This window comes from Hyphomonas oceanitis SCH89 (assembly GCF_000685295.1).
Lineage (GTDB): Bacteria > Pseudomonadota > Alphaproteobacteria > Caulobacterales > Hyphomonadaceae > Hyphomonas > Hyphomonas oceanitis.
This window is the reverse complement of record NZ_ARYL01000002.1, coordinates 183,802-207,460: the sequence shown is the minus strand read 5'-3', so window position 1 is coordinate 207,460 and position 23,659 is coordinate 183,802. Positions and strand designations below refer to the sequence as shown.

23 protein-coding genes and 2 riboswitches are annotated in these 23,659 nt (G+C 62.1%); of the genes, 9 read left to right on the top strand and 14 right to left on the bottom strand.

Features of this window, described 5'->3' with window-relative positions; genetic code table 11:
* The first annotated feature begins 79 nt into the window (after positions 1 to 79).
* Genes HOC_RS02490 through HOC_RS02480 form a run of 3 tightly spaced genes read left to right on the top strand, consistent with a single transcriptional unit; the run spans position 80 to position 3,795 of the window.
* Positions 80 to 1,987, top strand: coding sequence for a DUF3604 domain-containing protein (locus HOC_RS02490; RefSeq protein ID WP_084146095.1), 1,908 nt, complete (start codon positions 80 to 82; stop codon positions 1,985 to 1,987).
* Complete coding sequence (locus HOC_RS02485; RefSeq protein WP_035535634.1) at positions 1,988 to 2,824, top strand: peptidylprolyl isomerase; 837 nt, start codon at positions 1,988 to 1,990, stop codon at positions 2,822 to 2,824.
* Complete coding sequence (locus tag HOC_RS02480) at positions 2,821 to 3,795, top strand: HupE/UreJ family protein (protein WP_035535632.1); 975 nt, start codon at positions 2,821 to 2,823, stop codon at positions 3,793 to 3,795. Before HOC_RS02485 ends, HOC_RS02480 begins: the two co-directional genes overlap by 4 nt.
* On the opposite strand, the gene HOC_RS02475 is transcribed toward HOC_RS02480, so the two are convergent.
* The 6 genes from HOC_RS02475 to HOC_RS02450 all read right to left on the bottom strand — a co-directional run bounded on the left by HOC_RS02475 (position 3,792) and on the right by HOC_RS02450 (position 9,072).
* The gene (locus tag HOC_RS02475) at positions 3,792 to 4,616 is read right to left on the bottom strand and encodes a sulfite exporter TauE/SafE family protein (RefSeq protein WP_035535630.1); all 825 of its coding nucleotides are present in this window, start codon (positions 4,614 to 4,616) and stop codon (positions 3,792 to 3,794) included. The genes HOC_RS02480 and HOC_RS02475 overlap by 4 nt on opposite strands.
* Positions 4,617 to 4,671: 55 nt before the next feature.
* The gene (locus HOC_RS02470; protein ID WP_035535626.1) at positions 4,672 to 5,088 is read right to left on the bottom strand and encodes a DUF1489 family protein; all 417 of its coding nucleotides are present in this window, start codon (positions 5,086 to 5,088) and stop codon (positions 4,672 to 4,674) included.
* Positions 5,089 to 5,098: 10 nt separating this feature from the next.
* A complete protein-coding gene (locus HOC_RS02465) occupies positions 5,099 to 5,836 on the bottom strand; it encodes a hypothetical protein (RefSeq protein ID WP_035535624.1) in 738 nt (245 codons plus the stop codon).
* A 122-nt stretch (positions 5,837 to 5,958) separates the two neighbouring features.
* A complete protein-coding gene (locus HOC_RS02460) occupies positions 5,959 to 7,239 on the bottom strand; it encodes an amidohydrolase family protein (protein WP_035535622.1) in 1,281 nt (426 codons plus the stop codon).
* A complete protein-coding gene (locus tag HOC_RS02455) occupies positions 7,236 to 8,606 on the bottom strand; it encodes an amidohydrolase (protein ID WP_241766864.1) in 1,371 nt (456 codons plus the stop codon). Before HOC_RS02455 ends, HOC_RS02460 begins: the two co-directional genes overlap by 4 nt.
* Positions 8,607 to 8,709: 103 nt before the next feature.
* Positions 8,710 to 9,072 (bottom strand): hypothetical protein, encoded by a 363-nt coding sequence (locus tag HOC_RS02450; RefSeq protein ID WP_035535616.1) that lies wholly within the window; start codon positions 9,070 to 9,072, stop codon positions 8,710 to 8,712.
* Between the two features lie 140 nt (positions 9,073 to 9,212).
* Between HOC_RS02450 and HOC_RS02445 the strand changes: the two genes are divergently transcribed.
* Positions 9,213 to 10,580: an acyltransferase family protein gene (locus tag HOC_RS02445; protein ID WP_035535613.1), complete on the top strand. Its 1,368-nt coding sequence runs from the start codon at positions 9,213 to 9,215 to the stop codon at positions 10,578 to 10,580.
* A 5-nt stretch (positions 10,581 to 10,585) separates the two neighbouring features.
* On the opposite strand, the gene gcvPB is transcribed toward HOC_RS02445, so the two are convergent.
* Genes gcvPB through gcvT form a run of 5 tightly spaced genes read right to left on the bottom strand, consistent with a single transcriptional unit; the run spans position 10,586 to position 15,432 of the window.
* Positions 10,586 to 12,157 (bottom strand): aminomethyl-transferring glycine dehydrogenase subunit GcvPB, encoded by a 1,572-nt coding sequence (gene gcvPB / locus HOC_RS02440; protein ID WP_156950346.1) that lies wholly within the window; start codon positions 12,155 to 12,157, stop codon positions 10,586 to 10,588.
* Positions 12,154 to 12,525, bottom strand: coding sequence for a hypothetical protein (locus HOC_RS02435; protein WP_035535611.1), 372 nt, complete (start codon positions 12,523 to 12,525; stop codon positions 12,154 to 12,156). Before HOC_RS02435 ends, gcvPB begins: the two co-directional genes overlap by 4 nt.
* Positions 12,525 to 13,868: an aminomethyl-transferring glycine dehydrogenase subunit GcvPA gene (gene gcvPA, locus HOC_RS02430; RefSeq protein ID WP_035535608.1), complete on the bottom strand. Its 1,344-nt coding sequence runs from the start codon at positions 13,866 to 13,868 to the stop codon at positions 12,525 to 12,527. Before gcvPA ends, HOC_RS02435 begins: the two co-directional genes overlap by 1 nt.
* A gap of 3 nt (positions 13,869 to 13,871) precedes the next feature.
* A complete protein-coding gene (gene gcvH, locus HOC_RS02425) occupies positions 13,872 to 14,264 on the bottom strand; it encodes a glycine cleavage system protein GcvH (protein WP_035535606.1) in 393 nt (130 codons plus the stop codon).
* 10 nt (positions 14,265 to 14,274) lie between these two features.
* Positions 14,275 to 15,432, bottom strand: a complete 1,158-nt coding sequence (gene gcvT / locus HOC_RS02420; RefSeq protein WP_035535764.1) for a glycine cleavage system aminomethyltransferase GcvT — start codon at positions 15,430 to 15,432, stop codon at positions 14,275 to 14,277.
* 54 nt (positions 15,433 to 15,486) lie between these two features.
* Positions 15,487 to 15,571: riboswitch (glycine riboswitch) on the bottom strand.
* A gap of 1 nt (position 15,572) precedes the next feature.
* Positions 15,573 to 15,665, bottom strand: a riboswitch (glycine riboswitch).
* A 182-nt stretch (positions 15,666 to 15,847) separates the two neighbouring features.
* Between gcvT and HOC_RS02415 the strand changes: the two genes are divergently transcribed.
* Both HOC_RS02415 and HOC_RS02410 read left to right on the top strand, forming a co-directional pair.
* Complete coding sequence (locus tag HOC_RS02415) at positions 15,848 to 16,243, top strand: hypothetical protein (protein ID WP_156950345.1); 396 nt, start codon at positions 15,848 to 15,850, stop codon at positions 16,241 to 16,243.
* Positions 16,244 to 16,387: 144 nt separating this feature from the next.
* Positions 16,388 to 17,194, top strand: a complete 807-nt coding sequence (locus HOC_RS02410; protein ID WP_035535602.1) for a sulfatase-like hydrolase/transferase — start codon at positions 16,388 to 16,390, stop codon at positions 17,192 to 17,194.
* A gap of 14 nt (positions 17,195 to 17,208) precedes the next feature.
* Here the strand turns inward: HOC_RS02410 and argS are convergent, their stop codons facing one another.
* Entirely contained in the window at positions 17,209 to 18,978 is a 1,770-nt protein-coding gene (gene argS / locus HOC_RS02405) for an arginine--tRNA ligase (protein ID WP_035535600.1), read from the bottom strand.
* A gap of 3 nt (positions 18,979 to 18,981) precedes the next feature.
* Positions 18,982 to 19,539 carry a hypothetical protein gene (locus HOC_RS02400; RefSeq protein WP_035535597.1) on the bottom strand — a complete coding sequence of 186 codons (558 nt, stop codon included), beginning with the start codon at positions 19,537 to 19,539 and terminating at the stop codon, positions 18,982 to 18,984.
* 112 nt (positions 19,540 to 19,651) lie between these two features.
* On the opposite strand from HOC_RS02400, the gene ispH reads away from it, so the two are divergent.
* Entirely contained in the window at positions 19,652 to 20,599 is a 948-nt protein-coding gene (gene ispH, locus HOC_RS02395; RefSeq protein ID WP_035535595.1) for a 4-hydroxy-3-methylbut-2-enyl diphosphate reductase, read from the top strand.
* 128 nt (positions 20,600 to 20,727) lie between these two features.
* The gene (locus HOC_RS02390; protein ID WP_051624448.1) at positions 20,728 to 22,359 is read left to right on the top strand and encodes a DUF389 domain-containing protein; all 1,632 of its coding nucleotides are present in this window, start codon (positions 20,728 to 20,730) and stop codon (positions 22,357 to 22,359) included.
* Here HOC_RS02390 and HOC_RS02385 read toward each other — a convergent pair.
* On the bottom strand, positions 22,356 to 22,907 hold the full coding sequence (locus tag HOC_RS02385) for an NADPH-dependent FMN reductase (protein WP_035535594.1): 552 nt from the start codon (positions 22,905 to 22,907) through the stop codon (positions 22,356 to 22,358). The genes HOC_RS02390 and HOC_RS02385 overlap by 4 nt on opposite strands.
* A 287-nt stretch (positions 22,908 to 23,194) precedes the next feature.
* Here HOC_RS02385 and HOC_RS02380 point away from each other — a divergent pair, with 287 nt between their 5' ends.
* Entirely contained in the window at positions 23,195 to 23,572 is a 378-nt protein-coding gene (locus HOC_RS02380; RefSeq protein ID WP_035535591.1) for a hypothetical protein, read from the top strand.
* The last annotated feature ends 87 nt before the right edge of the window (positions 23,573 to 23,659 follow it).

Genomic DNA, 23,659 nt, shown 5'->3' with positions numbered 1-23,659 from the left:
GTCTGGACAACTGGCACAATCACTGCAAAAACAACTCCCATGAGAGCGCACCAATCGCGCCCGTGGGAGGAATAGCAAAATGTGGAAGACCCTGACGCTCGCCAGTACGGCGCTCGCGCTTGTCGCCTGTAGCGGCAACAAGACCGAAACAGCCCCCGTCGAAGAAGCCGCCGCACCGCAAGCTGCCGTGCCCGAAGGCGCAACACCCGGCTATAACGAAGACCGCAACGCCTATTTCGGCGATATGCACATCCACACGCGCAACAGTTTCGACGCCTATATCTTCAACGTGCGTCGCACGGCCGATGATGCCTACCGCTTTGCCAAGGGCGAGACGATCAAGCATCCCTCCGGCTTCGACATGACCGTCGCCGGCGGCCCGCTCGACTTCTACACCGTCACCGACCATGCCGAATATCTCGGCATCCTGCCGGCCATGAACACCAAGGGCAGCGCACTGTCAGAACTCCCCCGCGCCAAGGAAATGTTCTCGACCGATCCCGATAAGATCGTCGCCGCCTTCCAGGGCGTTGGTGCCTCGGTCCGCTCCGGCGAGAAGATCGAAGACATGTATGACGAGCCGACCATCACCTCCGTCTGGCAGGAGAACATCGCTGCCGCCGAAAAGTACAACGAGCCCGGCGTCTTCACGACCTTCTCGGCCTATGAGTTCACGTCCGTCACGACACAGAGCGAAGATGGCGGCTTTGGTGGCGGCAACCTCCACCGCAACGTCTTCTTCCGCGGCGAAGCGCCTGACCGCGCCTTCTCCACGCTCGACTCCACCAACCCGGAAGACCTGTGGGACTGGATGGACCAGCAACGCGCTGAAGGCCGCGAGTCCATCGCCATCCCGCACAATTCAAACGTTTCCGACGGCCAGATGTTCAGGCTGGAAACCTATAATGGCGACCCGATCGATGCCGCCTATGCCGAGCAGCGCATGCGCAACGAACCGCTCGTCGAAGTCACGCAGGTCAAGGGCACATCCGAAACCCATCCTGATCTCTCGCCGAACGATGAGTGGGCCAATTTCGAAATCTATGACGAGCTGCTCGGCAGCTACGATGTGTCGAAAACAAGCGGCTCCTATGTCCGCGAAGCCTATCGCAACGGCCTGAAACTGCAGGAAGAAAAGGGCTTCGATCCTTTCCGCTTCGGTCTCACCGCTGCTTCTGACAGCCATGTCGCCGGCGGGTCCTATTCGGAAAAGGATTACTGGTCGAAAATCGGCATTGTCGATGGCCTGCCCTTCCAGCGCGGCTCCGTGCCCATGCCGGGCATAAAAGACTGGGCCGATCAACCCGACAACCAGACAACCAAGAATGCGAAGAACTGGTTCTCGCGCTGGTCGGCTTCCGGCCTCACCGGCGTCTGGGCCGAGGAAAACACACGCGACTCCCTGTTTGACGCCTTCCGCCGCAAGGAAACATTCGCCACCACAGGCCCCCGCATGAAAGTCCGCTTCTTTGGCGGCTTCAACTATACCGACGCCATGCTCACCAGCCCGGACCTCGCAAAGCAGGCCTATGCCGGCGGCGTGCCCATGGGCGGAGACCTCGTCGGCGCTGGCGCTGCCCCGCACTTCATCGCCTGGGCCATGCAGGATTCCAATTCTGCGCCGCTCCAGCGCGTCCAAATCGTCAAGGTCACAAGCGACGGCGAAGCTGTTTATGACGCGGCCTGCTCCGGCGGCGCCGTGCCCGATGCCAATCATCGCTGCCCCGACAATGGCGCCAGTGTCGACATCGCGACCTGCGAAACCAGCCCCGGCACAGGTGCGGGTGAGCTGAAAGCGCTCTGGTCCGATCCGGACTTCGATCCCGCCCAGCGCGCGACCTATTATGTTCGCGTGCTCGAAAACCCGACCTGCCGCTGGTCGACATGGGAAGCCAATCGCAACGCAACGCCGCCAAATCCGGCTCTGCCCGCAACCATCCAGGAACGCGCCTACACATCGCCGATCTGGTACATTCCGCCAGCCTAGATGCGCGCTCTACTCCGCGAACCCCTCGTCCATTTCGTCCTCGTCGCAGCTCTGGTCTTTGCCGGCCATGCGGCGTGGACGGCCTATGCCGACGCGCGTGACGGAACCATCACCGTCACCGAAGAAGACATGGAGCGCATGGCCGCGCTCTATGCCTCTGAATCCGGCGCCCTGCCCTCACCTGAGGACATGGCCGCCATGGTCACCGATCAGGTCCGCGACGAAGCCCTCGCCCGCGAAGCCCGCCGCCTCGGCCTCGATGTCGGCGACACGATCATCGAACGCCGCCTCGCCCAGAAGATGAGCTTCATGGTCTCCGACCTGGCCGACACGGCAGCGCCCGACGAAACCACCCTGCGCAAGTGGTACGAAGACCACAAGGCAAGCTACACGCTTCCACCGAGCATCACGTTCGAACACGTCTATTTAAACCCGGAACGGTCCGGGAATACCCCGGGAATGGACTCGGAAGCCCTCCTGAAGTCCCTCAACGGCCCCACACCAGTGGACTGGCGTCCCCTCGGAGATCCCTTCATGCTCCAACGCGCCTATGGTAATCTCCCGATACGCGAAACCGTTCGCCTGTTCGGTGCAGACTTCGCCAGGGCTCTCTTTTCCCTCAAACCGGCGCCCGAATGGCAGGGCCCCGTCTCCTCGGCATTCGGCCAGCATCTGGTGCACATCGTGGCGCTCGAAGAGGGCCGTCTCCCGCCCTTTGAAGACGTCCGTGCCAAAGTCGAATCCGACTGGCATGACGAGGCGCTGCGCGCGGCCAATGACAAGGCCATCGCCGACATCATCAAGCGCTACAAGGTCCGTATTGAAGGCGCCGAATGAGACGGGCTCTGCTCGCCTTTCTCGCGCTCGTCTGCGCTGCGCTGCCGGCCTCCGCCCATGAAGTGCGCCCGGCCTATCTCGAAGTCACGGAAACAGATCCCGGCCAGTTCGCCGTCACCTGGAAACAACCCGTGCTCGATGGCCGCCGCCTCAAGCTCGACCCGGTCTTTCCCGATGACTGCACCCGCTCGCACGAGCGCAGCGAAGTCGCCGCCGGCACCCTCATCCAGCGCTGGGACATGGAATGCGATCTCTCGACCGGCCATATCGAAATCGCGGGCCTTGAACGCACGCTCACAGATGCCTTCGTGCGCGTGAACCGTCTGACAAGCGACGATCTCTCCACGGTCCTGCGCCCCCGCGCGCTGCAACTCGACCTCTCCACGCCCACCGGCGCGCCCACGGCCACCTATTTCCGCATCGGCGTCGAACACATCATCTTCGGCTACGACCACCTCCTCTTCGTCCTCGGCCTCATCCTCCTCGTCCGCCCCCGCCAATTGCTGCCAACCGTCACCGCCTTTACCGTCGCCCATTCCATTACGCTTGCTGCTGCTGCCCTTGGTGGCATCACCCTTCCGGGCCCGCCGGTCGAGATCACGATCGCCATGAGCATCGCTTTGCTCGGTGCCGAAGCCATCTACCGTGTGCGCGGCCACGAGACGCTCAGCCAGCGCAAGCCATGGCTGATCGCCTTTGGCTTCGGGCTTATCCATGGTTTCGGCTTTGCCGGGGCGCTGTCGGAAATCGGCCTGCCCAAGGGCGCCGAAGTGCTGGCGCTGCTGCTGTTTAATGTGGGCGTCGAGGCCGGTCAGGTCCTCTTTGTGGGGGCCGTATTGCTCGCGGTTTTCCTCGCCACACGCTTCGCCCGCATGCCGCACGCCCCCGCGCGCTTTGTGGCCGCATACTGTATTGGAATTGTCGGTTCTTACTGGGCCATCGAACGAATCGTCGGTGTTCTCACCGCCTAAAACCCGAGCGCCTTGTACAGCATCCGCGCTGCCACCAGCGCCAGCAGCACTGCAAACAGCCGCTTCAGCAAGACGGCGTCCAGCTTGTGCGCCAGCTTCGCCCCGACCGGCGCCATAGTCACCGTGAACACAGAGATCAGCGCAAAGGCCGCCAGGTTCACATAGCCGAGCGAAAACGGCGGCAGGCCCTCGTGCCCCCAGCCAATGAACACCGCCACAATTGCCGACGGCAGGCCAATCGCCACGCCCCAACCTGCAGCTGTCGCTACAGCCCGGTGGATCGGCCGCCCATACAGCGTCATCAGGCTGACCCCGAACGTGCCGCCGCCAATGCCCATAAGGGCCGATAGCGCGCCAATCGCGGTGCCTAGCCCCAGCCGCGTCACGCCCTTCGGCATCTCTTCCGCCAGCCGCCATGTCGGGCGACCAAAGAAGAGCTGCGCTGACAGGAGAAAGCCCATTGAACCAAATATGCCAAGCAGTGCCCGCTTCGACAGGAACCCGCTCAGCCCCATGCCGATCAGCGCGCCCAGCACGATCCACGGCGCCCATGACTTGATGATGTCCCAGTCGACCGCGCCATGGCCATTGTGCGCCATGACACTGCGAATGGAGGTCAGGATGATCGTCGCCAGCGAGGTCGACACCGCGACATGCATCGCCGTCTCGCCATAGCCCATGCCGTCAAAGAGGAAGAAAAGCACAGGCACGATCACCGCGCCGCCGCCAATGCCGAACATGCCGGCCGCAAGGCCCGCTGCAGCGCCCGCCACGGCGAGACTGAGGAGGAGCGGCCAGTATTGCAGGAAAAGATCGGTCATGTTTCCGCTTAGCGGGCAGCACTAACCTTGTCGATGGGATCGTTCGGAGCGGCGCCTACCAGACACCTGCCTGTTTCAATGCCGCGTCGAGATCAGGCGGAATGTCCAGCGCCGCTTCGCCGGTCTTCAGATCGCGCGGTGCATCAGTGGGCTTCAGATAGCGCCAACCCTGAAAGGGCCGCTTGGCCTGGGCATATGTGCGGACAAGGTTCGGATCAAACACCAGTTCGCACATGTCGCGCCCCGTCTCATCTGCCACGGCGCGAATGTCGATAATGCGCTGGCGCACCCGGATGGCCCGCTTGATGACCCAATAGATCGAGCCGCCATCAAGCATTTCCTCGGCGCGCTTGGGGCTCATGCGGGTGTGGTGGACCGGGTTGTCGCGGCGCTGCATCTGACGCGTCTGCCAGTCCGCCAGGTCCTCAACCGTTTCGGCGCCTACGCTCAGTTTCACCATGTGAATCGTCATGGTGAGGAGTCTAGCGTGCCGGGCCGCTCAATCCAGTCATCAATTGCGGTTTGGCTGCGCGTTCGTCTTCAAATGCCTTCTGCGCCTCGGCGCTCGCGAAGAAGAAGTCCACTTTCACGATGTTGGCCGAATAGCGCCGCTCGATTTTCCGGAAAGCCGCGCGCGCCTCAAGCTCGATGGAAAACCCCGAAACATAGCTCATGCCCCAGCGCGGTTCTGTGCGCAGGAAATAGCTCTGGTTATACTTGGTCAACGTGCCGCCTTCAGGCCCTGCCACGGGCTTTGGCAACATGTAATCGATCCTCAGGAAGCGCTCGCCAACCGGGTCCAGCCAAGCCGCCGCCTGCAGTCGCTGCGCCGCCCAGACATCAAACTCGCCATCATTCTTAGACGGCGTGTGCCGGAACGAAATCTGCCAGGCATGGCCCTCATCATTCACTTGCACACTGCGCCCGAGGCTCGCACGCAGATCATCGGGAAACAGCCGACCGTCCGGCGCCGATTCCGCCGCCCAATTGGCCGCCACCTCTTCCAGCTCATCATCCTCGCCCTGCCAGTCGACGATCTGCCAGCGCTCGGCGCCTCTCTTGCGGGGATCAAAGGCATAAACGCGGCGGGCATGGTCACTGCGCAATTCCACGGTGAAGGCGGCCCGCAGAGTCTTCGGCGCTTCGGTTGCCGACAGGGCCTCGTCCATCGGACCCGACCCCGTCACCATCGTAAGCGCCATCAGCAGTGCAAGCCACATAGATCAAACCATCCCAATTCAACTTATCACCCTATTTGCGGCAACCATGCGGCAAACGGGTCAAAAAGCCTCGCAAGCGGCCATCCTAGACCGCGAAGGATTTATGGGAGTTGAACAGACAGTCAGGGCCTCACATAGGCCAGCGGGCGTTCACGCTCGTCGAGTTTGAGATAGCGATCCCGCAACTCGCTCTGACGCGTCACCATGGATTGTACCTCGCCGTCGATCATTACGACATCCGGATTTGAAGTAACTTCCAGCGGGTCGCCGTCCCACACAACGATATCCGCGCGCGATCCCGGGCCGATCACACCCAGCCCCTGCAGGCCGAATATGGATGCTGGCGCCGTCGTCAGCGCCTCCATCGCATCCTCGTGCGACAGGCCGTTGGCTACAGCATTGCCGGCGATCTGCATGGCAAGGCGCGCATTGTGCGTGGCATCACTGATCGCCGCGATGGCCACCGTGACACCTGCCGCCCGCAGACGCGCCGCATTCTCCCCGGTCGCGCCGAGCCGTTCGAAGCTCTCGGGCAGGTTCGAATAGGAATCCACGATTACCGGAATGCCTGCCTTGGCGAGGCGCGGCGCAACCCGCCAGCCCTCGTCCGCGCCAACAATAGCAATGTCGAGATCCTTGTTGGCCTCGGCGAAATCCATGATGGCGTTGAGGTCGCTCGCCTTGTTCGCCTCGATCAGGATCAGTTGCTGGCCCTTGGCGGCCGGCACCAGCGCGACCGCATCCACGCGGTCCAGCGCAGTGCCTTCATTGCTTGCGAGATAGCGGCCCGGATAGGCCTTCGCATCGTCCAGCGCAGCGCGCAGCTGTGCCCACGCCGCAGGCCGTGACCCGCCTGCCAGCGACGCCCCGTGTTCGCCCATCGAAACAAGCAGGAAGGCCTTGCGGTCAATCTCTGTATCCACAGAGCCGCTGGTGTCGGCGATAAAGCCCTGTCCTGCAAACAGGTTTGAACTGGCTTCCGGCGCAACAACAATCCGCGTGATGCCTTCAACCCGCGTCACGGCAATCGCCGTCGTGTCCGGATTGAAGCCGTCAGCGGCATCGAGCGCGACGGAATAATCGGAATCCCCGGCAGACGTGTCATCGGTCGTATTCTCGGCATCGACTTCAACAATCCCGGTCCGCGAAAAGGCCGAGATGATTCCCGGCGTCACCCATTTGCCACCGGCATCAATGACCGTCGCTTCCAGCGGCACGGGTGAGCCTGCCTTGTCGACTGACACGACACGGCCCTTGTCGATGACGATAACGCCGCTGGGAACCGTGCCCTGGCGCGTGCCGGTCCAGACCTTGCCGCCAACAATCGCAACGGGTTCGGCCGTGACCGGAAGCGTCAGGCTCGCAACAATCGCGATGAGGCTGGCTATCTTGCGCGCGCTCATTTCAGGTCTCCTTCACCGGGTTGGCCAAGCTCGAAATCCGATACCGGGCGATGGGCCGCATCGCTTCGGTCATACATGAGGGCGCCATCAATATAGACTTGGTCGGCCTTGCTGTAGACACTGAACGGATTGCCGGACCAGAGAACCACATCGGCCATCTTGCCGGGCACAAGACTACCGGTCCTGGCGTCAATTCCGAGCGACTTGGCCGGGTTGAGCGACAGCCACTGCCACGCTTCCTCCTCCGGAATGTTGATGCCGATTTTCTTTCCATCGGCCCATGCCTTGGCCGCTTCCTGGTTCAGGCGCTGGATGCCAACCTCGCTGTCGGAGTGCACGATGGCGCAGGCACCAGCCTTGTGCACCAGCGGGATGTTCTCCTTGATGCCGTCATAGGCCTCCATCTTGAAGCCCCACCAGTCGGCCCACATGGACGAACAGGCGCCATAGTCCGCCAGCTTGTCGGCAATCTTGTAGGCCTCGACGGCATGGTGGAAGGCCGTGACCTTGTAGCCAAATTCCTTCGAAATATCCATCACCTGCGCCATCTCGTCGGCGCGGTAACAGTGCATGTGAACGAGGATGTCGCCGTCGAGCACACCCTTCAGCGTGTCGAGTTCAAGGTCGCGCGTCGGGGCATCACCGCCTTCTGCTTCGTACTTGTCCCACTTGCGTTTGTAGTCGGCCGCCTGGATCCAGGCCGCGCGATAGCCCGCGACGTTGCCCATGCGCGAATAGGGCGCGCCGCCCGGATAGCGCCCGCCGCCATAGCCATAGACACGCTTCGGATTCTCGCCGCACGCCATCTTCAATGTGTAGGGCGCGCCGGGAAACTTCATGCCCTGCACTGTGCGGCTCGGTACGTTCTTCAAAATGACACCGCGACCGCCAAACAGGTTGGCACTGCCCGGCAGGATCTGCAGGGAGGTAATGCCGCCCGCCAGGGCGCGCGTGAACCCGGGGTCTTGCGGCCATACACTGTGCTCGACCCAGACTTCTGCCGTCACGGGCGCAGAAATCTCGTTGCCATCGCTCAGGGAGCTGACACCCGGCGAAGGATAGGCCCCAAGGTGGCTGTGATTGTCGATGATGCCGGGGGTCACCCAGCGGCCGGATGCGTCGATCTTCTTTGCATCGGCCGGCGCTTCTAGATCCTTGCCAATGGCCGAAATCTTCCCGTCCAAGATGAGCAGGCTGCCCTTCTCGATGAGCGCACCCTCGCCATCAATGATGGTGGCATTGGAGATAAACACCGGCTCGTTCGGGTAGGCCGCATAAGTCGACGGAAACGGGTCCTTCGGAACCGTGATCCTGTCTTCCTTATCGGCCTCTTTTTTCCCGCCGCACGCGGCCAGTAAAAGGGCCATGCAAAGCACGCCCGCCAGAGAAACTCGGTTCATTTGCTTCAGCCCCGCTTACAGCAATCAATTCTGGGGCAATTGTCCCTAGATTTGCCTGAGGGGCAAGGGCCTATGCCTTACGCGAGGCCTTCCTGGGTGTAACTTTCTTCTCGCGCCCAAATACCAGCTTCATAAGCCAGTTTGGGGCGAACCGCTCGACCTGTGGATGGCGGACGAGAACGCCTTCCATCCAGCGATGACCCCAGACCGAGTTGCGACCCAGCAGGATCACGCCGAGGATGCCGAAAGGGAGGCCGATGGGGATCAGCGGCGTCATGATGCCGATCGGAATCGACAGGGCAATCATGAACAGGCCGATCAGCGCCAGCAGCTGGCGGAACGCGGTGTTGAAACCGGAACGCAATGCAAGAACCGGCTTGGCGGCCGGCAGGGAGGATGTTTCGGTCATGTCGGTCGCTTCGTCGTCAGCCATTCGCGGATGATATGGGGTTTAATTTCGGTCCAGCCAACGAAATCATCAGGATGTGTTCAAAGTCTGGCAACACCGTTACCCGATTGCTACAAACACGAGAATTATTGCTGTCTTTTGCGGCAACCGGGCATGAGGACGGCATGAAACTACAGTCCATCCAGATCCTGCGCGGCATCGCGGCGCTGCTCGTGGTTGCTTATCATATCCGTGCGCAGGAAGTCCTCGCCATTGGCGGCAATGGCCTTAGCGAAATGCCGTTCCTCAACGGCTTCGTGAACAATGGCTTTGCCGGCGTCGACCTGTTCTTCGTCATCTCCGGCTTCATCATGGTCTATGTCACCGACGGCGTGCGTCCGGGACTCAAATCGAGCCTCGATTTCCTGTTCGCCCGTGCCACCCGGATCTATCCGCTCTGGTGGTTCTTTTCAGCGCTGATGATCACAATGATGATCGCCTACAACCTGCTCGGCTTCGGCGCCAATTGGGAGCGCGCCCTGCAGGGCCAGCCGATGGTACCATACCTTTTCAAATCCTTCTTCCTGATCCCCCAATACGCCTTCCCGCTGCCGGCCGTTGGCTGGACGCTCGTGCACGAGATGTATTTCTATGCGGCCTTCACATTGATCCTGCTCGCGCCGCGCCGCTTCCTGCTGTGGATCCTGCTTGTGTGGGGCCTCGTCATAGCGGGAGGCGCGATGGTCGGCATGTCGAAACCGCTGGCCATCGACTACGCCTCGCTTGTGCTGTCTCCGATGACAATGGAATTCATCCTTGGCGCCGTGGTCGGTGTCGCGGTCGGCTCCGGAGTCGCGTGGCGTAGCGGCTTGATGACACTGGTCGCCATCCTCTGGCTCGCAGGGTCGCTGACATTTCACCGCCCGGACGATTTAGCCCTTATTACATGGAATCGGATCATCGAGTTCGGCCTGCCCTGCACCCTTCTAGTCTACGGCTTTGCCACGCTTGAACTGTCAAAGCGGCAAGCCTGGCTCGTGCCGGCCGGGATAGGCGCATTGACCGCCGCGATGATCAGCTTCCTCTATGGCCTGCCGGCTGACAGTCCCTTCGACCAACGTGCTGGCGCCGCGATCGTGACCGTTCTTGTCGGCGCCGTCGCAATGATGGCGTCACTCTGGTTCGGCTGGCTCGGTGGCCAATCCATGCCCAACCGCCTGCGTCGCACGACGCCGTATTTCGAGGCCTGCTACAAAGGCCTCGCCCGGCTCGGCGACTGGTCCTTCTCGCTTTACCTCTGTCATGTGATCCTGCTCACATTGACCCGGCTCGCTTTCGGCTTCCTCGGAGATATCCCCGCCCTGGCACCCATCTTCCAGCTCGGCCACAAGGGCCCACTGGACAATATTGCCTTGGTCATGGTTTGCCTTGCCGCTTCGATCATCGCAGCAGGGCTTTCCTATCGCCTCATAGAGCGACCGATGATTATCGGTTTCTCAGGGCTGCGGGAGCGCCTGTTCCATAGCGACCCCACCAAGCCCCAAGTGGGCTGACGCACCTACTCGGCCGCGACGGTATCAGACGTCGGCGCCGTCCACTTCAGGATCGGCTTGCGCGCCGCCCGCGTCTCATCAAGCCGCTTGGCCGGGGCAAGATAAGGTGCACCTTTCAGCGTCTCGTCACCCTGCGCGGCGCGGCGGGCAATCGATTCCAGCGAGGCGCAGAACTGGTCCAGCGTCGCCTTGCTCTCGGTCTCGGTCGGCTCGATCAGCATCGCGCCATGCACCACCAGCGGGAAGTACATGGTCATCGGGTGATAGCCCTCGTCGATCAGCGCCTTGGCGATATCGAGCGTCTCGATGCCGTCCGCCGTGAACGCATCCGAGAACAGCGCCTCGTGCATGCAATAGCCCTCGAAGGCAGGCGTCATCACATGCTTCAGCTTGGCCGCGATATAGTTCGCGTTCAGCACGGCGTCCTCGGCAACCTGTTTCAGGCCGTCCGCGCCGTGGCTGAGAATGTAGGCCAGCGCCCGCACGAACATGCCCATCTGGCCATGGAAGGCGACCATCCGGCCAAAGCTCTCGCTCGCCTCGCCGTCCATGTCTTCGACCAGCGAATACACGCCGTCTTCGTTCTTCACCACGAAGGGCACCGGCGCATAAGGCGCCAGCGCTTCGGAGAGGACAGTCGGGCCCGAGCCCGGCCCGCCGCCGCCATGCGGGGTGGAGAAGGTCTTGTGCAGGTTGATGTGCATCGCATCGACGCCGAGGTCGCCCGGACGCACACGACCGACGATGGCGTTGAAGTTCGCGCCGTCGCAATAGAAATAGCCGCCCGCTGCGTGGATCAGGTCGGCGATCTCCTTGATATCTGTTTCAAAGAGGCCGCACGTATTGGGATTGGTCAGCATGATGCCGGCCACATCGTCGGTGCGCTCAAGCTTCGCCCGCAGCATGTCCATGTCGACGCGGCCGCGCGCATCCGCCTTGATCTCGTCCACCTCGAAGCCGCACTGCACAGCCGTCGCCGGGTTCGTACCATGCGCCGACATGGGCACCAGAACCCGCTTGCGTGTCTCGCCCTCGCCGCGCGCGATCAGCGCCTGACGGATCGCCAGCATGCCCGCCAGTTCGCCATGCGCGCCCGCCTTCGGGCTCATCGCCACGAAAGGCATGTTGGTCAGCGTCTTCAGCCAGGTGGCCAGCTCGTCGATCAGTTCCAGCGCGCCCTGCACGGTCGCCTGCGGTTGCATCGGGTGGATGTCACCAAAGCCCGGCAGGCGCGCCATCTTTTCATTAAGGCGCGGGTTGTGCTTCATCGTGCAGCTGCCCAGCGGGAAGAAGCCGAGGTCGATGGCATAATTGCGCTGCGACAGGCGCATATAATGGCGCACCATTTCCGGCTCCGACAGGCCCGGCAGGCCGGTCGCCACTTTGCGCGCGACGCCGCCAAGGCGCCCCGTCCGGTTCTTCGGCGCCGGCAGGTCCACGCCCGTCGTCTCACTGGTCCCGATCTCGAAGATCAACCCCTCAGCCTGCAACAGCCCCCGCGAGCCGGACACGGTCTCGATGGCGGACACGGAAGTCGAAGTCGGCGCCGTCGGGCGGCCTTGCGTGTTCATGGTCATACGATCACCGGAATGTTGAGGTTTTTAACGAAGCTCAGCGCTTCTTCTATCCCATCGAATTTGCATCCGACGCCAAAATAATTCAGCGGTTGTCCAGGAGAAGGCTTCTGTGGAAGTTCGCGATAATTGGACATGAAGCGATCAGAAGGAGCATTTTCTAAACTCTGAAATTCTCGAAAATTTGACCCAACGATAACGGGGTGAAAGACGAGATCGATATGGCTGTGATCTTGTCCATTGAAGTAAATGCTAGTGCCGTCCTTCTGAAATAGAAGCACCTTTTTTGTCTCATGATTATTCATCCAGCCCGCCGATTCCATTGCCAAAATGATCTCATCGCGAGCTGTATGTGCGCAGGGCTCGTTCATCAGACAATCTCCTTCAGCGCAGCCGCATAGGCCGCAATATCTTCCGGTGTCGTGCACTCTGTCGCGGCGCAGATAATCACATCGCCCATATGCTCTGCCGGGAACAGGCGGCTTGCCCGCACGCCGCCAACAACGCCCGCTTCGTCCAGCATGGCCAGAACCGCTTCGGCATTCATCGGTGTGCGGAACGCAAACTCGTTGAAGAAGCGCGGCGTCAGAATTTCCACGCCCGGCACAGCTTCCAGCGCATCGGCCAGGTCACACGCCGCTTCATGGTTCAGCAGCGCCAGATCCTTCAGGCCCTTATCGCCGAGCAGCGTCATGTGCGCCGTGAAGGCCAGCGCGCAGAGCCCGGAATTGGTACAGATATTCGACGTCGCCTTGTCGCGGCGGATATGCTGCTCGCGGGTCGACAGCGTCAGCACGAAGCCGCGCTTGCCGTCGGCATCCACAGTCTCACCGCACAGGCGCCCCGGCATCTGGCGCACCAGTTTCTCGGTACACGCAAAGAGGCCCACATAGGGCCCGCCAAAGCCGAGCGGCACGCCAATCGACTGCCCCTCGCCCACGGCAATATCCGCCCCCATTTCGCCCGGAGGCGTCACAAGGCCCAGCGCAACTGCCTCGGTAAAGACCGAGACGAACAGCGCCTTCTTCTCGTGGGCGGAATCGGCCACAGCGGACATGTCCGTCACCGTGCCAAAAATGTTCGGGCTCTGCCCGATCACACATGCCGTCAGGTCATCCACGGCGCCCGCCAATGCCATCTCGCCATCAACCGCGACAGGCAGCTGCACAACTTCCAGCCCCTGCGCTTCGCACAGCAGTTTCGTCGCCGCCGCATAATGCGGGTGCAGGCCACCTGACAGGATCACCTTCTTCCGGCGCGTCACGCGGCAGGCCATTACGGCGGCCTCGGCGCACGCGGTCGAGCCGTCATACATGGAGGCGTTCGCCACATCCATTGCCGTCAGCGCCGCAACCTGCGTCTGGAATTCAAACAGGGTCTGAAGCGTGCCCTGCGCGATTTCCGGCTGGTAGGGCGTGTAGGTCGTCAGGAATTCAGACCGCTGGATCACCATGTCCACTGAGGCTGGAATGTGGTGCTTGTAAGCGCCCGCGCCCACAAAGAACGGGCCCGACGAGGCCGAGCGGTTCTTCGCTGCGAGTTTCGAGAGATGACGTTCAACGGCCAGCTCCCCCTGATGGTCCGGCAGACCGGCCACCTTGCCACCAAGGCGGGCCGATTCCGGCACGTCGCCATAGAAGTCATCCGCGCTTTTGGCGCCGATCACTTTCAGCATGGCCTTGCGGTCGTCATCAGTCAGGGGAAGATAGCGCATGGATTAAAGGCCTTTGCAGAATTCGAGATAGGCGTCCTTGTCCATCAGGCCGGACAATTCTTCGCCATGCGACAGGCGGATCACGCAGAACCAGCCTTCGGTCTCGGGGTGCTCGTTCACGGTCTCCGGCTTGTCGGCCAGCACCGCATTGGCATCGACCACTTCGCCGCTAACCGGTGCGTACACGTCCGATGCGGCTTTCACGCTCTCGACGACGGCCATGTCGTCGCCCTTCTTGAACACCTTGCCGACTTCCGGCGTCTCGACGAACACCACGTCGCCCAGCTGCTCGGCGGCAAATTTGGTGATGCCCACAGTGCCGAGTTCGCCATGGACGGTCACCCATTCATGTTCCTCGGTATAGAACGTCACCTGTTCGGTCAGTTTCGTGCTCATAATCTCTGCCCTATCGCTTGTAATTGTGTGGAACAAACGGCAGCGCGACCACTTCGCCCGGCCGTGCCTTGCCTCTGACCATCAGGTCGATTTTCGTGCCCGGCGCCGCATGGGCGACCGCGACATATCCCATGGCGACCGGATGATCGACCGTCGGCCCAAAGCCGCCGGACGTCACAACGCCCACCACTTTGCCGTCAATCTCAATCGCGGTGCCTTCCCGGGCCGGTGCGCGCTCCAGCGGGCGGATGCCCACGCGCTTCTCGGCGACGCCGTCCTGTATGCTCGCAAGAATCCGCGCCGCGCCGGGGAAGTCGCCACCCTCGCGGCGTTTGCGCTGGATCACCCAGCCAAGGTCTGCCTCGATCGGGTCACGCGACGGGTCCATGTCATGCCCATAGAGGCAGAGGCCCGCCTCAAGCCGCAGCGAGTCCCGCGCGCCAAGGCCGATCATCTCGACCCGCTCATCCGTCAGCATCTCGTCGATCAGCGGCAGGCCCGCGGCCGGGCTCACCAATACTTCGAACCCGTCTTCGCCCGTATAGCCGCAGCGCGACACGATGCACCGTGTCCCGTTCAGCTCGAACGGCATGTGGTGCATGAATTTCAGCTCTTCGCAGCCGGGGAAGAAATCACTCATCACGTCTACAGCTTCAGGTCCTTGCAGCGCAAACAGGATGCGGTCATCAGCGCGCGTCAGCACAGCCTTGCCTTCAAGCGCTTTCTCGAAGATCGCCCAGTCCTGCTCCTTCACCGCGCCATTGACGACGATGTACAGGCTGCCCTGCGCCTCATCGCCCAGCGGGCGCGTAATGATCAGGTCGTCGAGGATCCCGCCCTCTTCGTTCAGCAGAACGGTCAGGCGCGCCTGGCCCTGTTTCAGGCCGGTAATGTCGCTCGGCACCAATGTCTCGACCAGCGCGGCGATCTTGGCATGTGCCTCGTCACCGCCGCCAATGCCCTCTTCCAGCGACAGGAAGCACGGGCCCATGTGGCTGACATCGAACAGGCCGGCATGCGTCCGTGTCCATTTGTGCTCGTCCATCACGCCCATCGGATATTGAACGGGCATTTCATAGCCCGCGAACGGCACGAGCTTGGCGCCCAGCTTTTCATGCAAGTCATAAAGCGGGGTTCGCTTCAGGTCGTCGTGTGTGTCATCAGCCATAGCGCCATCAATCCAAAGGGTGACGGATCGGCCCATGGCCGAAATACCGTCGCCCCCGCTGTCCTGGGCGCCTGAGAGATTCCGCCCGACATACGGGCTTGCTCCTTCGGCGAGGCCTCGAAGGCCTCTTTCCAGCGTGTTGACCCTGTCCGGTCCTTTTGCCTGAGCGTTTCCGGGGCGGTTGCGCCTTCGGCGGCAGCCTCTAAGGACTGCTCTCTCCCGGGACAGGGTTTGAATTGATTCCGGAACTAGACCGAATTCAGCCCCCCGGCAAGTCGGGACTATGCCAGCCATCGCCCTATCCACAATGTGCCTGCTATTCGATCACCTGCCCCGCGGCATCCGCCATGATTAATCGGGTTTTAGGGGTTATGAGATAACACGTCTGTCAGATGGATGGCTTTGGCAGATATTGGTGACAATGCTCACAACCACGCGAGCACCGGCGGCCGATAAGGGCTATGCGCTTTTCTCGCGCAACGCTCTCCTGTTCGCGCTCTTCGCAGTCGTCATCCCGAACGTGTTGTTCCTGCTCGTCGCGCCCTTCTATATCGCCTCGCGACTGATCTCGCCCCTCCTCTTTCTCGCGGCAGGCATCGCCGGCCTCTTCCTGCCCGCCCGCCTGACCTTCATTCTGTTCCTGCTCGCGGCCCTCATCGATCTGACCCTGATGGTCATGATGGCCTTCCATCTGCCCTTTGATGTGGCGCTGGATTCGCTCAAATACTCGGCCTCGATCAATCCGGCCAAGTCAGCGCTCTATGTCTGTATTGTGCTTGTTGTCACGGCGACGTCGGCGCTGTCGGCCTAGCTGATCAGCCGGAACCGGGCGGCGCTCCGCCAGGCCTCGCTGGTCCCCGCCCTGCTGCTGGCAGCCGCCCTTTCCGGCGCGGACCTTGCGTGGACACAGCCTTACTTCAACAAGCCCGACGTCCCCTTCCAGAGCGCCCGCACAATGTCCGGCCTCAGCGCGGACGCAATTATCGGTGAGCACGCCAACCTGCTGATCGTCGTGGTTGAGGGCATGGGCGCCTATGCCGACCCGGAAGCACGCCAGCTTCTGACATCGGTCCTGACCAAAAACCTGCCCGAAGGCCGCTTCAGCGTCGAAGACGGCCAGACCTATTATTCCGGCTCCACCACCGGCGCCGCGTCGCGCGAATTATGCAACCGCTGGGGCGACTATATCGACTATCTCACCGGCGCCCCGACCGATAATTGCCTGCCGAACCAGCTGGGCGCGGCCGGCTATGACACGATCGCCTTCCACGGATTCACGATGGACATGTTCCAGAGGGACAAATGGTACCCGCGCATTGGCTTCCAGAAAATGGAATTCATGGACCAGCTCCAAGTCGAACAACCGGAACACTTCGTGCAGCGCTGCGGCAGCGTGTTTAATGGCCTCTGCGATGCGGATGTCGGCAAGGCCGTTCACGCGAGACTAAAGACCGAACCGGATACGCCCAAATTCATCTACTGGCTGACGCTCAACAGCCACATCCCCTATGTCGACAGCCCGGAAGATACGATGGGCTGCCGGTCCGACACACCGAAAATCCGCAACAAGACAGTGTGCGAACTGACAAACCTCTGGGCGATCGTGTTTGAAGAAGTCAACGAAATCGCGTCTGACCCGGATCTCGCCAACACGGACATCCTGATTGTTGGCGACCACCATACGCCCCTATGGGAGCGCGCCGCGAAGGATGATTTCGTGCTCGGCAAGGTCGACTGGATCCTGCTGCGCCACAACGACTGACGTAAGGCTCACCCTTACATCCGCTCAGGCACCTCGATACCAAGAATGCCGAGACCCGCTTCCAGCTGCTTCAGCACGGCGCTCGCCAACGCCAACCGGCTTGCCCGCAGCGCAGGGTCGCTTTCATTGGCAATCGGAAGCGCGCCATAAAAAGCACTGAACGCCTGGCTCAGGCCATAGACATGTTCGCACAATATGTGCGGCATCCGCTTTTCGCGCGCGCCCAGCAGCGCCGCACCGAAACCATCCAGCGCCAGCACCAGTGCGCGCTCTGCATCATGGCCCACGGCAATCTCGCCCGGCGCATTGCCAGCCGCTTCCGCTCGCCGCAGCAGCGACTTGATGCGCACGGCGGCATACATCAGGTAGGGGCCCGTCTTGCCTTCAAAGCTCGTGAAGCGGTCGAGGTCGAACACGTAATTCGTCGTGCGCGTGTTTTGCAGGTCGGCAAAGCGCAGGGCCGCAACCGCGACGAGCCGCGCGACATTCGCTCGCTCGTCGGTGCCCATGTCCTCCGGCAGGTTTGCGGCGCCAAGCTTTCGGTCGGCCTCCTCGAACGCCATCGCGTTCAGGTCAGCGAGGCGCAGCACGCCGCCTTCGCGCGTCTTGAACGGTTTGCCGTCCGGCCCGTTCACCGTACCAAAACCGATATGTTCCATATGGCCTTCGTCGATCAGGCCCACCAGTTCTGCTGCGCGGAACACCTGCTCGAAATGCAGGGCCTGGCGCTGGTCCACCACATAGAGCATGCGCTCCGGTACCGGATGCATCGTGCTCATCCGGTCCTCGATCGTGGCAAGATCGGTCGTGTGATAGCCCGTGCCGCCGCGCGAATTAAGCAGCATGACCGGCGGCATCTCTTTCTTGTCGCTCTCCTTGGCGACATGAACGATCAGCGCGCCATCGCTTTCCTCGGCGAGGCCAGCTGTGCGGAACTGTTCGATCAGGCCGGGGATCAGGTGGTCCACATCGCTCTCGCCCTTCCACAGGTCGAACGAAACGTTCAGGAACGCATAGTCCACTTTCAGCGCCGCCACCGACACGTCGATGAAATGCTTCAGCAGCGCGCGATAGCCGGGCCGTCCCGCCTGCAGCTCGGCCACGGCATTCTGCGAACGCTGGTTGCGCTCTGCATCCGCCTTCGCCTTGTTGCTCGCGGCGGGATAGAGTCGCCCGAGATCCTCAATCGTGACAGGCGGCTCTTCCGGGTAAGGCCCGGAATAATTGGCATCGAAATAGATCAGGTCCGGCTGCTCGTCGTGAAGCTCCGTCACGAGGTGGCCCATTTGCAGGCCCCAGTCGCCAAGGTGGGTGTCAGACGTCACCCGGTCGCCAAGGAAGCGCAGGAGGCGCTGCAGCGTGTCGCCGATCACCGCCGAGCGCAGATGGCCGACATGCATGGGCTTCGCCACATTAGGCCCGCCAAAGTCGATCACCGTCACCTGTGCGTCCGGCGCCATCTCCGCGCCCGCCAACGCATCGGCCAGCACGTCAGCTGCGCGGCCCGACAGCGCCGCATCCGATACGCGAATATTGATAAAGCCCGGCCCGGCCACTTCTGCTGAAAGCACCAGCGGATAGGCCTTCAGCGCATCTGCCACGGCGGCGGCAATCTCGCGCGGGTTCTTGCCGGCCGCCTTGGCCGCGCCCATCGCGCCATTGCACTGGAAGTCAGCCAGTTCCGGCTTGTCCGAGCGGCGCACCGCGCCCCAGCGTTCCTCCAGCCCCATGGCGGAGAAAGCGGCGCCCGCGGCCGCCGTCAGGTCTCTCGTCAGGCTGGCCATGGTCTACTTTTCGGCGTTGAGCAGGAAGCGCTTGCCCGCGCGGTTGAACTCAAGCTGGTCTGCCGACAGGTCGAAGCCGACAACGATCTCGAAGTTCGTTCCGGCAATCGATTCATCCAGGCGCGGGATAAGGATCTTGCTGAAGGATTCCGTCTTCCCGTCCAGCTTCTTGCCGTTGAAGTCGGCGTCCACATTGTAATATTCCTTGGCCAGAACCTTGCCGTTCCGGCGCGTGACCGCGACGAAATAAGGATAGGTGTGACCGTCCTGGTCGGCCGCAGGCCCCTTGCCGAAGGCGAAGTCGACTTCCAGCTGTACATCCAGCGGGTCCTTGCCGGCATAGCGGCAGAAGCTGCGCACATCGGTAATTTCGGCCGTATAGGCGATCTTGTTATAGGTCTCGTCAGAAGGATCAGCGAACTGGACATAGCGCGACACATCATAGAGCGAACCCACCGGTGGGCAGGGTCCTGCATTCTGGCGCGTATCAAACGCTTCGGCCACCTTGGACTGGCAACCGACAAGGAGGACAACGGCGATGAGAGGTAAAAGTTTGCGCATGCGTCGGCGTGTCCTTACTTGGCCTGTAGAAAGGGCCTGTCCATCTGTAGCTGGAGATGTGTTAAAGGGCTCGGCGCCTTGGCGCAACGCTGCAGAGGCAGGAGATGATTAAATGAGCGACAGACCCGCCCTGACCATTCGCCTTGCCGCCCCCCGCGGTTTCTGCGCCGGTGTGGACCGCGCGATCCAGATTGTCGAGGAAGCGCTGAAGAAATGGGGCGCGCCCGTCTATGTGCGCCACGAGATCGTCCACAATGCCCATGTCGTTAGCCGGCTTGAGGCCATGGGCGCTGTATTCGTTGAAGAACTGGATGAATGCCCCACCGATCGCCCGGTCATCTTTTCGGCCCACGGCGTGCCGAAATCCGTGCCTGCCGAGGCCGCCTCGCGCCAGATGATTTATGTCGACGCCACCTGCCCGCTCGTCTCCAAGGTCCATGTCGAGGCCGAACGCCACAGCACTGAGGGCCGCGAAATCGTCCTGATCGGCCATGCCGGCCACCCGGAAGTCATCGGCACGATGGGCCAGCTGCCAAATGGCGCCATTACGCTGATCGAAACCGTCGACGATGCGGAACGATTCGCACCGAAAGACCCGAACAACCTCGCCTTCGTCACCCAGACTACGCTATCTGTCGACGATACGGCCGATATCGTGGCCGTGCTGCAAAGCCGCTTCCCGGCCATGTCGGCGCCCCATAAGGAAGACATCTGCTACGCCACGACCAACCGGCAGGACGCCGTGAAAGTCCTCGCGCCCGGCGCCGGGCTCGTCCTCGTCATCGGCGCGCGCACCAGCTCCAATTCCGTCCGCCTCGTCGAGGTGGCCCTGCGCGCCGGGGCCGCCCGCGCCGAACTCATTGCCAGCGCCGACAACATTGACTGGTCCTGGTTCGACGGCGTCTCGACGCTCGGCCTCACCGCCGGCGCCAGCGCCCCGGAAGACCTTGTCCAGGGCGTCATCGACGCGTGCCGCGCCCGCTTTGACGTCACCATGGACAGCATTGAGACCGCCAAGGAAACGGTGACCTTCAAGCTCCCCCGCGTGCTCGCAGACTAGACTCCCCGCGCCATCCGGGCGATGCAGCCTGCAAACCCAGACATAAACTATCCGGTCCGCGCTAATGAATGCGTATGGTTTTTGATGTAAAGCCGTCAGACCCTCCCGGACGAAGAGACACGAAAACCATGGCCTTTGACAAAACCACCGCTGTCGAAAACCTCGACACATGGCGCCGGCAGGCCCGCGTCTTTTTCAAACGTCTCGGCCGCAAGATCGACCATGAAGCCGTCGTCGACCATGCCTGCGAAGAAGGCCAGATATCCGGCCGCTACGCCTTCATGGCGGTCATGTCCTGCGCCATCGCCACACTCGGCCTGCTACTCTCCTCGCCAGCCGTCATCATCGGCGCCATGTTGATCTCGCCCCTCATGGGCCCAATCATGCTCATGGGCTTCTCGCTCAGTATTCTCGATCTCGCCGCCCTGCGCCGCGCCATTTTCACCATGGCCCTCGGCGTCGTCGCCGCCGTCACGATCTCTTTCCTCATCGTACGCCTGTCACCGCTGACCGAGATCACACCGGAAATCATCGCCCGCACACGGCCGAACTTCTTCGACCTCCTCGTCGCCATCTTCTCGGGTCTGGCCGGCGGCTATGCCGTTATCCAGCGCAAGGGCGAGACCATTGTCGGCGTCGCCATCGCCACCGCCCTGATGCCGCCGCTCGCGGTCACGGGCTACGGCCTCGCCGTCGGCTCCATGGCCGTCGCGGGGGGCTCCTTCTTCCTCTTCATGACCAACCTTCTGGCCATCGCGCTCTCGGTCACGGTCCTCTCGCGCCTCTATGGATTCGGCGCCGATCATGGCTCGCGCAGCACGATGTTTCAGAGTGCAATGGTCCTCACTGTGTTCGCCGCCCTCTCACTGCCCCTCGGCATCGCCCTGCGCGACATTGCCTATGAGGCCACTGCCATCAACACGGTGAAGGACGCCCTGCTCGACCCGTTCGACGATAACGAGGCCCGCATCTCGGACGTCTCGGTCCAGTTTCCAAAGCGCGAAGACATCCGCGTCGACGCCACCATCCTGACCCGCACCCGCGTGCCGGACGCCGCCAGCCAGCTCACCGCAGAGCTGACCAAACGCCTCGGCCGCCCGGTGGACATCAATCTCGGCCAGGTTCTCATCAACGAGGACAAGACGCTCGAGGCCGAAGCCTTCCTGCGCATGGCAGACACATCCATCGCCGCGCCCCTGCGCGCCGAGATATCGCGCCTGCAGACCTTCGGCGAGCTTCGCCAGACCGAGACCGAGCTGCGCGCTGCCATCCCGTTCGAACTCGCCGCCGCCGATATCAATGCCGATGCGAAGACCGCCACGCTCATGGCGACGCCGCATGACGGCCTGTCGATCTCGGCCTATCGCACGATGGAAGCCGGTCTGCAGACCAATTTCCCCGAATGGAAAATCCGTCTCGTGCCGCCCGTCAGCGAACTCCCGCTGATCAATTTCGACAATGGCGAAGCGGTCCTTTCGCCGGAAGGTGAAGCCGTTCTGGGCAATAGTATCTGGGCACTCCAGCACTGGTCCGTCACAACAGTCGAAACTGTCGGTTATGCCTCTACGGCGGGCGAGCTGCGCCGCTTTGACAACCAGACCCTCGCCTATCGCCGCGCTGCTGCCGTCGCAGAGCGCCTGACCCAAGCTGGCATCGCCGCCACCCCCATCGGCGAATACCGCGCCTATCGCCAGACCGCCGACGAGAAACAGCTCGGCTACCAGCGCTTCCAGACCGTCCTTATTCGTCCCGGCTCTTAAGCGCCTGCAAAGGCCGCAAACCCGGCCACGAAATCGCTAAGCTTCTTGCGGGTTTCGTCATCCGTCAGGTTGCCCTCGCTATCGAACAGGCCCGATGCCCGCGACACCAGCAGCCGCCCCTCGAACCAGGGTCGCATGCCCAGCGTGCGGATCACCGGCAGCCAATGGTTCTGCGACAGGATCGTGCCGAACCCACCCAGCGACGCACCGATAATAGCCACCGGCTTGCCGCCGAATATCTCGCCAATCTCCGAGGCTGGCCGCGACGTCCAGTCCACCGCGTTTTTGAACACGCCCGGAATCCCGTTATTGTATTCCGGCGTCACCAGCAAAACGCCGTCAGCCGCCCGGATCGCATCCTTCAACGCCGTCACGGCCGCCGGAATGCCCTCCGCCGCTTCCACATCTCCATCATAAAGCGGAATGCCATGCAGGGCCATGCCCGTAACCTGCACCCCCTCCAGCGCCAGCGCCTCGGCCGCGCGCACCAGCCCCGAATTATAAGACGCCTTCCGCAGGCTTCCGGAAATGGCAAGGATATGGGTCATCGGCAGGTCTCCTGAATTATCCCCCCGTCTCTAACCCGGAACCATGGCCAAGCCCATCATCAACTCCTCAAAAGCCCCCTCTCCCCGTGGGAGAGGGGGTTGGGGGTGAGGGGGCACCCAAGTCTCCACCCAAGACATACGTTTCAGCGATGCCCCTGAACAGAAGTCGTTGCGGCCAATCCTGAGCGCCTCAACATCGCTACCCCTCACCCTCGATCCCTCTCCCAATGGAGAGGGAGGGCACGAACTTATCCAACCCCAAACCGTCCCGGCGTATAATACGCCCAATGTCGGACTACAGCCTCTTCCGCCCCATGCAGGGCCTGCCTTGGTACTTGCTCGCCATCTGGCCACTGATCTATTTCAGGATCCAGCGCCTCATGGCGTGGTTCCAGGTCAATGGCGGGCCCGGCTCTCAAATGTTCTGGGGCCTCAGCAAGACAGGCCGCGTTGTCCTCATTCGTGCATCTGACGACCTGTCCGGGCATCGTTCGGGCTGTTTTCGGGCACCGGTGTCGCCTCGGCTGAGGCTTGCCCTCACAGACGAAACCAGCAGCCCGTGTCCCCTGCGCAGGCAGGGGCGGCGAATCCCGGCCAGTCGCACGCCCGCACCTCTGCCCGCGCAGGGTGTGCGGGCTTACTTGCTGCCGCTGCCGCATACCTGACCGCGAACCCAATCCCGAAAAGCCAGTTCCCACCCCCAAGCGCCCCCACAGGCGTCATACGTGCAGCCCCTTATTCAAATTCCCGCC